Origin of the sequence: Nonomuraea sp. NPDC051191, assembly GCF_044455665.1 — a bacterium.
In the GTDB taxonomy this organism is placed as follows: Bacteria; Actinomycetota; Actinomycetes; order Streptosporangiales; family Streptosporangiaceae; genus Nonomuraea.
Genome location: NZ_JBITEZ010000002.1, coordinates 743,334 through 756,777 on the forward strand (window position 1 = coordinate 743,334; position 13,444 = coordinate 756,777).

14 protein-coding genes are annotated in these 13,444 nt (G+C 71.1%); all 14 read left to right on the top strand.

What is annotated here, in order from left to right:
- Positions 1-3 precede the first annotated feature (3 nt).
- The 14 genes from ACIA8R_RS08110 (at position 4) to ACIA8R_RS08175 (ending at position 13,319) form a co-directional block, all read left to right on the top strand.
- Positions 4-1,305 (top strand): replication-associated recombination protein A, encoded by a 1,302-nt coding sequence (locus tag ACIA8R_RS08110; protein WP_357703303.1) that lies wholly within the window; start codon positions 4-6, stop codon positions 1,303-1,305.
- A 33-nt stretch (positions 1,306-1,338) separates the two neighbouring features.
- Positions 1,339-2,115: a hypothetical protein gene (locus ACIA8R_RS08115; RefSeq protein WP_397037256.1), complete on the top strand. Its 777-nt coding sequence runs from the start codon at positions 1,339-1,341 to the stop codon at positions 2,113-2,115.
- Positions 2,116-2,298: 183 nt separating this feature from the next.
- Positions 2,299-2,667 (top strand): DUF948 domain-containing protein, encoded by a 369-nt coding sequence (locus tag ACIA8R_RS08120; RefSeq protein ID WP_357703307.1) that lies wholly within the window; start codon positions 2,299-2,301, stop codon positions 2,665-2,667.
- A complete protein-coding gene (locus ACIA8R_RS08125; RefSeq protein WP_357703309.1) occupies positions 2,664-2,894 on the top strand; it encodes a hypothetical protein in 231 nt (76 codons plus the stop codon). Before ACIA8R_RS08120 ends, ACIA8R_RS08125 begins: the two co-directional genes overlap by 4 nt.
- A 22-nt stretch (positions 2,895-2,916) precedes the next feature.
- Complete coding sequence (gene alaS / locus ACIA8R_RS08130; protein ID WP_357703311.1) at positions 2,917-5,589, top strand: alanine--tRNA ligase; 2,673 nt, start codon at positions 2,917-2,919, stop codon at positions 5,587-5,589.
- Position 5,590: 1 nt separating this feature from the next.
- Positions 5,591-6,073: a Holliday junction resolvase RuvX gene (ruvX, locus tag ACIA8R_RS08135; protein ID WP_357703313.1), complete on the top strand. Its 483-nt coding sequence runs from the start codon at positions 5,591-5,593 to the stop codon at positions 6,071-6,073.
- 91 nt (positions 6,074-6,164) lie between these two features.
- Positions 6,165-7,328 carry an endolytic transglycosylase MltG gene (gene mltG, locus ACIA8R_RS08140; protein WP_397037259.1) on the top strand — a complete coding sequence of 388 codons (1,164 nt, stop codon included), beginning with the start codon at positions 6,165-6,167 and terminating at the stop codon, positions 7,326-7,328.
- A 211-nt stretch (positions 7,329-7,539) separates the two neighbouring features.
- On the top strand, positions 7,540-8,697 hold the full coding sequence (gene mltG / locus ACIA8R_RS08145) for an endolytic transglycosylase MltG (protein WP_364097397.1): 1,158 nt from the start codon (positions 7,540-7,542) through the stop codon (positions 8,695-8,697).
- Between the two features lie 85 nt (positions 8,698-8,782).
- The gene (locus ACIA8R_RS08150) at positions 8,783-9,637 is read left to right on the top strand and encodes a shikimate dehydrogenase (RefSeq protein ID WP_364097394.1); all 855 of its coding nucleotides are present in this window, start codon (positions 8,783-8,785) and stop codon (positions 9,635-9,637) included.
- A 300-nt stretch (positions 9,638-9,937) separates the two neighbouring features.
- Positions 9,938-10,564, top strand: a complete 627-nt coding sequence (gene infC, locus ACIA8R_RS08155) for a translation initiation factor IF-3 (RefSeq protein WP_357703424.1) — start codon at positions 9,938-9,940, stop codon at positions 10,562-10,564.
- Between the two features lie 127 nt (positions 10,565-10,691).
- Entirely contained in the window at positions 10,692-10,886 is a 195-nt protein-coding gene (gene rpmI, locus ACIA8R_RS08160; RefSeq protein ID WP_125635662.1) for a 50S ribosomal protein L35, read from the top strand.
- Positions 10,887-10,909: 23 nt separating this feature from the next.
- Positions 10,910-11,296, top strand: a complete 387-nt coding sequence (gene rplT / locus ACIA8R_RS08165; RefSeq protein ID WP_357703321.1) for a 50S ribosomal protein L20 — start codon at positions 10,910-10,912, stop codon at positions 11,294-11,296.
- Between the two features lie 77 nt (positions 11,297-11,373).
- On the top strand, positions 11,374-12,177 hold the full coding sequence (locus ACIA8R_RS08170; protein ID WP_357703323.1) for an RNA methyltransferase: 804 nt from the start codon (positions 11,374-11,376) through the stop codon (positions 12,175-12,177).
- Positions 12,178-12,227: 50 nt separating this feature from the next.
- Positions 12,228-13,319, top strand: a complete 1,092-nt coding sequence (locus ACIA8R_RS08175; RefSeq protein ID WP_364097387.1) for an ATP-binding protein — start codon at positions 12,228-12,230, stop codon at positions 13,317-13,319.
- Positions 13,320-13,444: the final 125 nt, after the last annotated feature.

Sequence of the window (13,444 nt, forward strand, 5' to 3'; positions counted from 1 at the left end):
GTTGTGGATAGCCTGTTCGATTCGGCGGCTGAGGAGGCCACCCCGCAACCCCTCGCGGTGCGGATGCGCCCGCGCACCCTCGACGAGGTGATCGGCCAGCGACACCTGCTGGGCCCCGGCACCCCGCTGCGGCGGCTGGTCGAGAGCGAGGCCCCCATGTCGCTGTTCCTGTGGGGCCCGCCCGGCACCGGCAAGACGACCCTGGCCTACGTCGTCTCCAACGTCACCAAGCGCCGCTTCGTCGAGATCTCCGCCGTCTCGGCGGGCGTCAAGGACGTCCGCGCCGCCATCGACAACGCCCGCCGCGAGCTGGGCATGAGCGGCCGGCAGACCGTGCTGTTCGTCGACGAGGTCCACCGCTTCAACAAGGCCCAGCAGGACGCCCTGCTGCCGGCGGTGGAGAACCGCTGGGTCACCTTCATCGGCGCCACCACCGAGAACCCGTCCTTCTCGGTCATCTCGCCGCTGCTGTCGCGCTCGCTGCTGCTCACGCTGGAGTCGCTGTCCGACGACGACGTGCGCGCGGTCCTGGAGCGCGCGGTGGCCGAGCCGCGCGGCCTGGACGGGCGGCCCCGGCTCGCGCCCGAGGCCCTCGACCACCTGGTGCGCCTGGCCGGCGGCGACGCCCGCAGGTCGCTGACCTACCTGGAGGCCGCCGCCCTGCTGGCCGACGACATCACCGTCGAGGTGGTGGAGAAGGCCGCCGACAAGGCGGCCGTGCGCTACGACCGCCAGGGCGACCAGCACTACGACGTGATCAGCGCGTTCATCAAGTCGATGCGTGGCTCCGACGCCGACGCGGCGCTCCACTACCTGGCCCGCATGATCGAGGCCGGCGAGGACCCGCGCTTCATCGCCCGCCGCATCGTCATCTTCGCCTCCGAGGACGTCGGCATGGCCGACCCCACCTGCCTGCAGACGGCGGTGGCCGTGGCCCAGGCCGTGCAGCTCATCGGGCTGCCCGAGGGGCAGATCAACCTGGCCCAGGCCGTCATCCACTGCGCGATGGCGCCCAAGTCCAACGCGGTCGTCAAGGCCATCGGCGCGGCGGTCGGCGACGTCCGCAAGGGGCTGATCGGCCAGGTCCCCGGCCACCTGCGCGACGCCCACTACCCCGGCGCCGCCAAGCTCGGCCACGGCGACGGCTACAAGTACCCGCACGACTTCGACCACGGCCTGGTGCGCCAGGACTACGCGCCCGAGCAGGTGCGCGACCGCCGCTACTACGAGCCCACCCGCCACGGCGCAGAGGCTCCCGTGGCCGACCGCTGGGCCAGGATCCGCGACTTCCTGCGCGGCTCCTGACCGTCCCGCCCGCACGCCAGATTGATCGCCACCATGACCGTCACCTCGAACGACCACCGCGCGAGCTTCGACGCCCGCATCACCTTCGGCAACGGCGGCGACCTCGCCGTCCACGGCTTCCGCGTCGACCTGCCCGGCCCCGACGTCTCCGAAGGCGAGATCGCCGCCCTGTTCGTGGCCTCGCTCGGCCTGCTGATGACCGACGGCGTCGAGCTGACCAACGTCGAGATCTTCGCCGAGCCGCACAAGGGCACCAGGGGAGGGCCGTCCGACCGCGCGGCCACGGCCGCCCCGGCGGCCGGGGGAGCGCTGGTCGAGCTCGCCCGTCCACCCGCCGAGGGCGGCACCTGCCTGGTGGCGCCCGGCGGCGACCTGCCGGGCCTGCCCCTGTCGCGCGCGGCCGAGCTGCCCACCGTGGTGGTGCGGCTGGAAGGGGCCGGGGGGCGGGAGGTGGGCGTGGGCACGCTGGCCGCCTTCGACGTGCGCGGCAGGGCCGTGCTGCTGCACACCGGCGCGGGCGACGGCGGGCGGCTCACCCCGGAGGCCGCCGCGTGGCTGGCCGCGGGCGGCGTGTCCCTGGTCGGCACCGACGCCGACACCCTCGACGGCACCACGCCTGAGGGGGACGACGGGCGTGTGGACAGCCCGGCGCTCGACGTGCTGCTCGCCGCCGGTGTGCCGGTCGTGGAGCGGCTGACCGGGCTCGACCGGCTGCCGCCGACCGGCGCCCTGTTCACGGCCGCGCCGCCGCTGCTGGAGGGCGTCGGGCGGGTTCCCGTACGCGCCTTCGCCCGCGTCCCCGAGGCGTGACGGGCGGCGTGACAGGAGGCGTCCGGGCGGCGGAAGGCCTGGTCAGGGCGGCATGCGGTCGGTCACGGAAGCGTCCGCAGGCGACCTGGCCGCCGGATCGGACCCGGTTTCCTCACGAACGTTGTCGCCGGGACGCGATAAGGTTCTTGCCGTTCCGGCCCAGCGTACGAGGGAGATGAGCGGATGCTTACCGCTGGAGAGGTCGCCGGGCTGATCGCGGCCACGGGCTGGATTGTCCTGGTCTGCGTTCTCGCCATGGTGCTCGTCAAGCTCGCCAGGCTGCTCACCGAGACCACCAAGGCGGTCTCCGACCTGAACAACCGCCTGGTTCCGCTGCTCGACGACGTGAGCGTCACGGTCAACGAGACCAACAGGCAACTGGTCGCGGTCGAGGCCATCGCCCAGGACGTCAAGCAGGTCAGCGCCCACGCCGCCAAGCTCAGCGCGGTGACGCAGACCATCTTCACGGGCCCGTTGATCAAGGTGTCGTCGCTCGGCTACGGCGTGCGGCGCGCCATCGAGGCCCGCAGGCCGCCGAGGCGGTCCCGGTGATCAGACGGCTGTTCTACCTCTCGCTCGGCGCGTTCCTCGCCTTCTGGGTGATGCGCAGGCTGCAGGCGCTGCACCCGACCCACGTCGTCCGGCGCACGGCCGACGGCGCGGCGGGCATGCTCGCGCGGGTGAGAGACTTTACCTCTGACGCGCTCGGCGAGGCCGCCGAGCGCGAAACCCAGTTGCGGGCCCGCTTCGGGCTCGACAACGCTGAAGACAACAACTGACTACCAGCAAAGGATGGCCACAATGGAGTCGGCAGAGATAGCCCGCCGCTTCCTGCGCTTCTTCGAGGAGCGTGGGCACAAGGTCGTGCCCTCGGCCAGCCTGATCGCTGAGGACCCCACGCTACTCCTGGTTCCTGCCGGTATGGTGCCGTTCAAGCCGTACTTCCTGGGGCAGCGCAAGCCTCCGGCGTCACGGCTGGCAACCGCGCAGAAGTGCGTGCGCACGCCCGACATCGAAGAGGTCGGCAAGACCACCCGGCACGCCACCTTCTTCCAGATGCTCGGCAACTTCTCCTTCGGCGACTACTTCAAGTCCGAAGTGATCCCGTTCGCGTGGGAGCTGCTCACCCGCTCCGAGTCCGACGGCGGCTTCGGCTTCCCCGAAGACCGGCTCTGGGCGACCGTCTACCTCGAGGACGACGAGGCCTACGACATCTGGCGCAACAAGGTCGGCGTGCCCGAGAGCCGCATCCAGCGCCGCGGCCTGGAGGACAACTACTGGCACATGGGCGTGCCCGGCCCCGGCGGCCCGTGCTCGGAGATCTACTACGACCGCGGCCCCGAGTACGGCAAGGAGGGCGGCCCCGTCGCCGACGAGGACCGCTACCTCGAGGTCTGGAACCTCGTCTTCATGCAGTACCAGCTCAGCCAGGTCCGCACCAAGGTCGACTTCGACATCTCCGGCGAGCTGCCGGCCAAGAACATCGACACCGGCATGGGCCTTGAGCGCATGGCGACGATCCTGCAGGGCGTCGACAACCTCTACGAGATCGACACCACCTACAAGATCCTCGACAAGGCGGCCGAGCTCACCAAGACCCGCTACGGCCGCGACCACCGCGCCGACGTGAGCCTGCGCGTGATCGCCGACCACGTGCGCACCGGCACCATGCTGGTCGCCGACGGCGTCATGCCCGGCAACGAGGGCCGCGGCTACGTGCTGCGCCGCATCCTGCGCCGCTCGGTGCGCAACCTGCGCCTGCTCGGCTCCGGCGACGAGCGCTACATGCACGAGCTGACCGACGTCGCGATCAACGTGATGGGCGAGCAGTACCCCGAGCTGAAGGCCGACGCGCCGCAGATCCACGGGATCATCGACGCGGAGGAGGCGTCCTTCCTGGGCACGCTCCGCACCGGCACCGCGATCTTCGACGTGGCCGTCGAGGAGACCAAGCGCAAGTCGGGCACGACGCTCTCGGGCGACCAGGCGTTCAAGCTGCACGACACCTACGGCTTCCCGATCGACCTCACCCTGGAGATGGCGGCCGAGCAGGGGCTCAAGGTCGACGAAGAGGGCTTCCGCCGCCTCATGAAGGAGCAGCGGCAGAACGCCAAGGCCGACGCGGCGGCCAAGAAGACCGGCAACGCCGACATCTCCGTCTTCGGCCACCTGCTGGAGAAGGCCGGCAAGATCGACTTCCTCGGCTACGACGAGACCGAGGCCGAGACGTCCGTCGTCGGCATCCTGGTCGACGGCGTCAGCGTGCCGGCGGCCGGCGCGGGCACGACCGTCGAGATCGTGCTCGGCCGCACCCCGTTCTACGCCGAGGGCGGCGGCCAGCTCGCCGACCAGGGCGTCATCCGCACGGCGGGCGCCGAGGTCGAGATCCTCGACGTGCAGTCGCCGCTCAAGGGCCTGATCGTCCATCGCGGCAAGATCCGCAGCGGTGAGCTGAAGGCCGGCGACGAGGCCCAGGCCGAGATCGACGTCGAGCGCCGCCGGGCGATCTCGCGCAGCCACAGCGCCACCCACCTGGTCCACCGCGGCTTCAAGAACGCGCTGGGCGAGACGGCCGCGCAGGCGGGCTCGGAGAACTCCCCAGGCCGCTTCCGCTTCGACTTCACCGCGGCCGGCGCGGTCCCGGCCAGTGTGCTGCGCGACGTCGAGGACGAGGTCAACGCGGTGCTGATCAACGACCTCAAGGTCAACGCGTTCTACACCTCCCAGGCCGAGGCCAGGGCGATGGGCGCGCTGGCGATGTTCGGCGAGAAGTACGGCGACGAGGTCCGCGTGGTCGAGATCGGCGACTACTCGCGCGAGCTGTGCGGCGGCACCCACGTCCACAGCTCCGGGCAGCTCGGCCTGGTCAAGGTGCTGGGCGAGCAGTCGGTCGGCGCGGGCGTGCGCCGGGTCGAGGCGCTGGTGGGCATCGACGCCTTCCGCTTCCTGGCCCGCGAGAGCGTGCTGGTGGCCCAGCTGTCCGAGCAGCTCAAGGCGCGCCGCGAGGAGCTGCCCGAGCGCATCGAGGGCATCGTCACCCGCCTGCGCACCGCCGAGAAGGAGCTGGAGAAGGTGCGCTCGGCGCAGGTGCTCCAGGTGGCCGGCGAGCTGGCGTCCCAGGCCCGTGACCTGCACGGAGTCTCCGTGGTGACTCACCGCGCGCCTGATGGCACCGGCGCCGACGACCTGCGTAAGCTCGCGCTTGATGTGCGTGGCAGATTCCCGGCCGACCGGCCGGCGGTCGTGGTGATCGCCGGCGCCCCCTCCGACCGGCCCGTGGTGGTCGCCGCGGTCAACGAGGCGGGGCGCGAGCGGGGGCTCAAGGCCGGAAGGCTGGTCGGCGTCGCCGCCAAGGCTCTTGGGGGTGGCGGTGGCGGCAAGGACGATGTCGCGCAGGGCGGCGGTACGCGGCCCGAGGCGATCGGCGACGCGCTCGGCCTGGTCGAACAGGCCATCGGCGAGCAGATCGGATGACATGAGGTTCGGTTCGCGGATCGGCGTCGACGTCGGATCCGTACGCATCGGCGTGGCCCGCAGCGACCCCAGTGGGACGCTGGCCACGCCGGTCGAGACCGTGCGGCGCGGCAAGGGCGACCTCGACCGCATCGCCGAGATCGTCGCCGAGCACGAGGCGATCGAGGTGATCGTGGGGTTGCCCACCTCGCTGTCCGGGCGTGAGGGGCAGGCGGCCGGGCTGGCCCGCGCGTTCGCCACCGAGCTGGCCGGGCGGCTGGCGCCCACGCCGGTGCGGCTGTTCGACGAGCGGCTCACCACGGTCGCCGCCCAGCACGGGCTACGGGCCAGCGGCGTACGCGCCAAGAAGCAGCGCGGGGTCGTCGACCAGGCGGCCGCCGTCGTGCTGCTGCAGGACGCCCTCGACTCCGAACGCGCCACCGACAGACCACCAGGCAGGCCCGTCGAACCGCCCCCCGCGGCGGCCGACGGACCTGCCTCATGACCGGGCGGCACCGCGAGGCCCGCGACGAGGCCATGACCTGTGCGCCCGCTCCGACGCCGCCAGTCCGGCGCCTGCCCGGCGAGGTGGTCACGTGAACGCCACCCCTGAGGACGACGGCGGCGAAGTGGTCCCGTTCCAGCGGGCCGACTCCGAGCAGGAGTCGCCGCCGGAGCCGGCGGCCGGGGAGCCTCCGGGCAACGGCGACGGCCCGCCGCGGCGTCGGGGCCGGGCCCTGGGCAAGGCTGGGCTGATCTCCGCCGCGCTGGTGGCCGCCCTGGTGGCGGCGGGGGCGGCCGCGCTCACGGTGGTCAGGCCGTACCTGAGCCCCGACGACTTCGAGGGCGTGGGCAGCGGGACGGTCACCGTCCGGATCCCGCCGGGCGCGAACGCCGAGGAGATCGGCACCGCGCTGGCCGACGCGGGGGTGGTGGCCAGCTCGCGTTCGTTCGTGAACGCGGCCCAGGAGCGGGCCGTGGCCAACCGGCTGCGTCCCGGCCACTACCGGCTGCGCAAGGGCATGGCCGCGGGCGCGGCGCTCGATCTGCTGCTCGCGCCGGCGTCCCGGCTCGTCAGGCGGGTGGCGGTGCCCGAGGGGCTGCGCGCGAACGAGGTGCTGCGGCGCGTCGCCCAGCTGGCCGCGCTGCCGCTGAAGGAGCTGCAGGCCGTCGACAAGAGCCTCATCGGGCTGCCCACGTACGCGCCCGGGATCGAGGGCTTCCTGTTCCCCGCCACCTACGACGTCGAGCCCGGCGACAAGCCCGTGGACGTGCTGGCCGCCATGGTGGAGCGGTGGGGCGTGGCCGCCCGGCAGATCCATCTGGCGGACGGGGCCCGGCGGCTCGGCCTGACCCCGCTGGAGGCCCTCACGGTCGCCAGCCTCGTCCAGGCGGAGGGCGGCACCGACGCCGATTACCCCAAGATCGCCAGAGTGATCTACAACAGGCTCAAGAGCAACACGCCTCTGGAGCTGGACACCACGGTCCTGTACGCGCAGAACCGCCGGTCACTGAAGGTCACGGAGAGCGACACCAAGGTGAACTCGCCCTACAACACCTACCGCCGCCGCGGGCTGCCGCCGGCGCCCATAGCCAATCCGGGGGAGAAGGCGCTGCTGGCGGCGCTGAACCCAGCCGCAGGTGATTGGCACTGGTTTGTGACGACGGATCCGGCGCATAGAATCACCAAATTCACCAACAAAGAGAGCGAGTTCGTGAGATACCGGGAAGAGTTGAACAAGAACCTCGGGACAGGCTGATGTTCGGCGGGACCCCCCTCGTCCCCGCGCAAAAGCCCCATCCCGGGTCATGCGCTCTCTTCTCATCCCCTAGCATGGCTACCCAGAGTGATCTCCGCTGGTCGTGGGAGCATGCCCGGCGGATCCCCCCGTTCCGCCCGGTGACCCCAGCCGGTTCGGCACAACCGCTTGACGCCGAACGGGCCGTACCGGGAGATTGGCCAGCGCACCTATGAGCGATCTCGATCTGAACTCCCTGCTCGGCACCGAGGACGACGAGGGTCGGTCCCGGCGCCGTTCCCGTGGCTCCGGAAAGCGCGGCGGCAACCGCCGGCGGCGCAGACGGCGCAACCGTGGCGGCTTCGTCGCGCCGCTGCTCGCCTTCGTGGTGCTGGCGGGCATCATCGGCGGCGGCGGCTACTACGGCTACCTGTGGGTCAGCGACGCCCTCGTGCCCGACGACTACACCGGCCAGGGCACCGGCGAGGTGATCGTCGAGATCAAGGACGGCCAGAGCGCGTCGGAGGTGGCCGAGGAACTCGTGCGCCTGGGCGTCGTGGCCAGCGCCAGGGCGTTCAGCACCGCCATCGGCAACGCCGGCAAGAGCGGGTCGCTCCAGCCCGGCCAGTACAAGATGCGCAAGAAGATGTCGGCGGCCGACGCGGTGGCGATGCTGAGCCCCGAGAACAAGCTGCTGGCCAAGGTGCCGGTCAAGGAGGGCCTGCGCCTGTCCGACACGCTGACCACGCTGGCCAAGGCGACGGACAAGCCGGTCAAGGCGTTCGCGGCCGCGGCCAAGGACACCGGCGACCTCGACCTGCCGTCGTACGCCAAGGGCAAGCTCGAAGGGTACGCCTTCCCGGCCACCTACCAGTTCCCGCCCAACGCCACCCCGGCCCAGATCCTGGGCGCGATGGTCAAGCGGTTCAACCAGACCGCCGAGGAGGTCGACCTCGAAGGCGGCGCCAAGGCGCTCGGGCACAAGCCCCAGGACATCGTGATCATCGCCAGCATCATCCAGGCCGAGGCCGGCCGGTTCGAGGACATGCCCAAGATCGCCCGCGTCATCTACAACCGGCTCGACCGCGACCCGGAGATGAAGCTGGAGATGGACAGCACGGTCATGTACGCCCTCAACAAGTACCGCACCGCAGCCACCTTCGCCGAGACGAAGACGAAGAGCCGGTACAACACCTACATGTACCTCGGCCTGCCGCCGGGCCCGATCTCGAACCCGGGCCAGCACGCCATCGAGGCGGCGCTCAACCCGGCCAAGGGCGACTGGCTCTACTTCGTCGCCACCGACCCCAAGAGCAGCGTCACCAAGTTCGCCACCACCGAGGCCGAACGCCAGGCACTGCTGGCCGAGTACAAGCGGAACGGCGGCTGACCCCCGCAGGCGGGCCGCAGGACGACCGGCGGCCCGCCCACGCGGCGTGGTAGGAGTAGGGACCGTGTTTCCGGAAGGAGTGTCGATGCGGGCTGCGGTCATGGGCTCGCCGATCGGGCATTCGCTCTCGCCCCACCTGCACAGGGCCGCCTACGCGGCGATGGGGCTCGACGAGTGGAGCTACGAGGCGTTCGAGTGCGACGAGGCGCGGCTGCCCGGCCTGCTCGCCGGGCTGACCCCCGTACGCGGACAGGGCGGCGGTGAGCGGGCCTGGGCGGGCCTGTCGCTGACGATGCCGCTCAAGCGGGCCGTGCTGCCGCTCCTCGACACCGTCTCCGACCTGGCCGTCGAGGTGGGCGGGGCCAACACCGTGGTCTTCGCCGACGGCCTGCGCCACGGGCACAACACCGACGTCCACGGCATCGAGCGGGCGCTGGCCGAGGCGGGCGTGCCCGCGCCGCGCTCGGCGACCGTCCTGGGCGGCGGCGCCACGGCCGCCTCCGCGCTGGCGGCCCTGCGCAACCTGGGGCTGTTCGCGGCCACGCTGCTGGTACGCGACCCGGCCAGGGCGGGGGAGACGGCCGAGGTGGCCGACCGGCTGGGCGTGACGCTGGCGGTGGAGACGTTCGACAAGCTCGACGCGTCCATAGGGGTGGACCTGGTGGTCTCCACGCTGCCCGCGGGGGCGGCCGACGCGTGGGCGGGGCGGCTGGCCCGGGTGCCGGCGCTGTTCGACGTGGTCTACGCCCCCTGGCCGACCAGGGCGGCCACGGCGGTCCGCGAGGCGGGCGGCACGGTGGTCGGCGGCTTCCCGATGCTCCTGCACCAGGCCGTGCGCCAGGTGGAGCTGATGACCGGCCGCACGGACGTGCCGGTCGAGGCCATGCGCGCGGCGGGCGAGGCCGAGATCGCCCGGCGGTCCACGGCCCCGCAGGGCTGATCTCCCGGACGATTACCCGTGCCTGCGGGATGATTCGAGGCGCCTGCGTGGTTGTGGTAATGTAGCTCTCTGATCGGTCCGGCATGCCTTGCTGGACGCGCAAGCGGAGGTCTCCCTCCCACCCGAGTCACCGCAAGGCGGCCGGGTCCAGGATCACGCCGGACTCTCCGGGGAGCTCGAGGCCACGAAGCCACAGAGCTCAGTGGCCCCGCATGCGCGACGTGCGGGGCTTTTCGCGTCTTCGGCGCGGAAGGCCCCCGCCACGACGAGCACGTAGGGATCGCAAACCTAGGAGGCCCCATCAGCACTGAGCCCCGCATCAACGAGCGTATCCGAGTTCCCGAGGTTCGCCTCGTGGGCCCGAACGGCGAGCAGGTCGGCATCGTCAGCATTCACGACGCGCTGAAGCTCGCCCAGGAGGCCGACCTTGACCTCGTCGAGGTCGCGGCCACGGCTCGACCGCCCGTGTGCAAGCTCATGGACTACGGCAAGTTCAAGTACGAGTCCGCGATGAAGGCGCGCGAGGCGCGCAAGAATCAGGCGCACACGATCATCAAGGAGATCAAGCTCCGGCCGAAGATCGACCCGCACGACTACGAGACCAAGAAGGGTCACGTGGTGCGGTTCCTCAAGGCGGGGGACAAGGTCAAAGTCACGATCATGTTCCGTGGGCGTGAGCAGTCCCGGCCGGAGCTCGGCTTCCGGCTGCTGCAGCGGCTCGCGGAGGACGTCCAGGAGCTCGGGTTCGTGGAGTCCCAGCCCAAGCAGGACGGCCGTAACATGATCATGGTGATCGGTCCGCACAAGAAGAAGGCCGAGGCCAAGGCCGAAAAGGCCGCCGCCAAGGCGCAGCGTGGCGAGGAGCCTTCCGAGCTGGAAGAGGAGGCTTCCGTACCGGAAGCGGAACCTTCCGTACAGGAAGCGTGACCTGCGGCTGGGGTTAGCCTTACAACACGCGCCCCAGCAGCCGCCACCGGCAGACGAACAAGCCGCGACCGGGTCGGCCAGCACCGGCCCGGCCACCGGCACGACCGAATTGAGGAGAGACGGCGACATGCCGAAGATGAAGACGCACAGCGGTGCGAAGAAGCGGTTCCGGCTCACCGGCACCGGCAAGCTCAAGCGCCGCCGCGCCAGCCGCGCGCACTACAACGAGTGGAAGTCCTCCACGCTGACGCGTCGTCTCAAGGGTGAAGTCGTCGTTTCGCCGGCAGACACCAAGAAGATCAAGAAGCTGCTCGCCAAGTAGCGCGAACCCCCGGGGAGAAGAACATGGCACGCGTGAAGCGGGCGCTCAACGCCAAGAAGAAGCGCAAGGTCGTCCTCGACAGGGCGAGTGGTTATCGTGGCCAGCGGTCGAGGCTGTACCGCAAGGCCAAGGAGCAGATGCTCCACTCGATGACGTACGCCTACCGGGACCGCAAGGACCGTAAGGGTGCGTTCCGCCGTCTGTGGATCCAGCGGATCAACGCCGCTGCCCGCGCCAACGGCATGACCTACAACCGCCTGATCCAGGGCCTGCGCCTGGCCGGCATCGAGGTCGACCGCAAGATCCTCGCTGACCTCGCGGTCAACGACGCCCCGACCTTCGCCACGCTCGTCGAGGCCGCCAAGAAGGCGCTCCCGGCGAACGTGAACGCTCCGGCCACCGCGAGCTGAGGTCGCCTTCAGACACATGAGGGCCCACCGTCACGGTGGGCCCTTTTGCTGTATCCACGCATGACCAGGGGGAGAGCATGGCCGGGTCCGAGCTGACCAACGTGAAGTCGCCGAGGGTGAAGGCCGCACGCAGGCTCACCAAGCGCGCCTTCAGGGAGCAGGACCGCAGGTTTCTGGCCGAGGGACCGCAGGCGGTGCGTGAGGCGCTCAAGCTCGACGGGGTGGTCCTGGAGCTGTTCGCCACGGCCGAGGCCGAGCTGCGGCACGCCGAGCTCGTCACCCAGGCCACGCTGCAGGGGGTGCCCGTCCACCGGGCCAGCGGCGAGGTCATGTCGGAGCTGTCCCAGACCGTGACCCCGCAGGGGCTGCTGGCGGTGTGCCGGTTCGTGCACGTGCCGCTGGAGGAGGCGCTCGACGGGGAGCCGAAGCTGGTCGCGATGCTGGCGCACGTACGCGACCCGGGCAACGCCGGCACCGTCATGCGGGCGGCCGACGCCGCCGGGGCGGACGCCGTGATCTTCACCGACGCCTCCGTCGATCCCTACAATGGCAAGTGCGTACGCGCCAGCGCGGGCAGCCTGTTCCATTTGCCGGTCGTCATCGGTGCACCGGTCGCCCCCGCCGTGCGTCAACTCAGGGAGCGGGGCATGCGCGTGCTGGCGGCCGACGGCGCGGGCAAGCACACGCTCGACGACGTGGATCTTTCCGGACCGACCGTGTGGATCTTCGGGAACGAGGCCTGGGGACTGCCGGAGGAGATACGCGCCGAGGCGGACGATGTGGTCAGAGTGCCTATCTACGGACAGGCTGAAAGTCTGAACCTGGCCACCGCCGCGGCGGTGTGCCTTTACTCCTCCGCCAGGGCTCAGCGAGTGCCCTAGGCGGCCGGAAACCCGCTATTGTCGGCGTTGTAGGCGGAGGAGGCGAGGTCGTGCACGGCGCAGAAACCGACGGGCGAGTCGTGGCCGCCGCGTGCACGATCTCCATCGACGACCTCCCCGACGGCCTTATCGTGACCGACCGATATGGGTGCGTGCTGGCCGTCAACCGGGCCGCCGTCCGGCTCACGCGGGTCGCCATGGAGCGCGCGGTGGGCCGGGAGATGAACGAGGTCTTCCCCTTCCGCGACCACGACGGACGCGAGTGGTGGAAGGGCCTCGACCCCGAGGGCGGGCTGCGTACCCGCACCAGGGTCCCCGAGCGGCCGCTGCACCTGCCGGGCGGGCAGGAGCTCTACGTCGCGGCCCGGCTGGTGCGCGAGCCCGAGCGCGGCGGCGAGGTCGAACGCGTGACGATCACGCTGCGCGACGGCGGCGCCCGCGCCCGGCTGGAGCGCAGCCGCGCCGACCTGGTCTCCACCGTGGCCCACGAGCTGCGCTCGCCGCTGACCAGCGTCAAGGGCTTCACCGCCACCCTGCTGGCCAAGTGGACGCGCTTCACCGACGAGCAGAAGCGCGTCATGCTGGAGACCGTCAACAACGACGCCGACCGCGTCACCCGTCTCATCACCGAGCTGCTCGACGTCTCGCGCATCGAGTCCGGGCGGCTGGAGGTGCGCCGCCAGGTCGTCGACCTGCCGGCCAGGGCGCGCCGGCTCGTCGCCGGCCGGGTCGCGGCGGGCGACTCCGAAGACCGCTACCGCCTGATCGTCGGCGACCGCCTGCCCGAGATGTGGCTCGACCAGGACAAGATCGACCAGATTCTGGGTAATCTGGTGGAGAACGCGGTGCGCCACGGGCGTGGCACCGTGACGATCGAGATCGAGTCCGTCGGATGGGGAGTGGCCGTGTCGGTGCGCGACGAGGGCGAGGGCATCGAGCCCGAGCTGGCTCCGCGCGTCTTCCGGCAGTTCTGGCGGGGCGGCAACAGCCGCCGCCGCGGCGGCACCGGGCTCGGCCTGTTCATCGTGAAGGGCCTGGTCGAGGCACACGGCGGCACGATCACCGTGCAGCGCGCGCCCGAGGGCGGCGCGGAGTTCCGATTTACCGTGCCCACCGGCACACCCGACTTCGCCACGGTCTGAAGCCCCGAGCGGCTTGCCGCCTGAGCCCGTCGAAGTCGGTCCGGTGGGCGGGCCCCACTAGACTCGTTTCCGCTCAAGCCCTGGATACGGAGCTCACTCTTGTCTGACTACGACCCCGTCGAGGT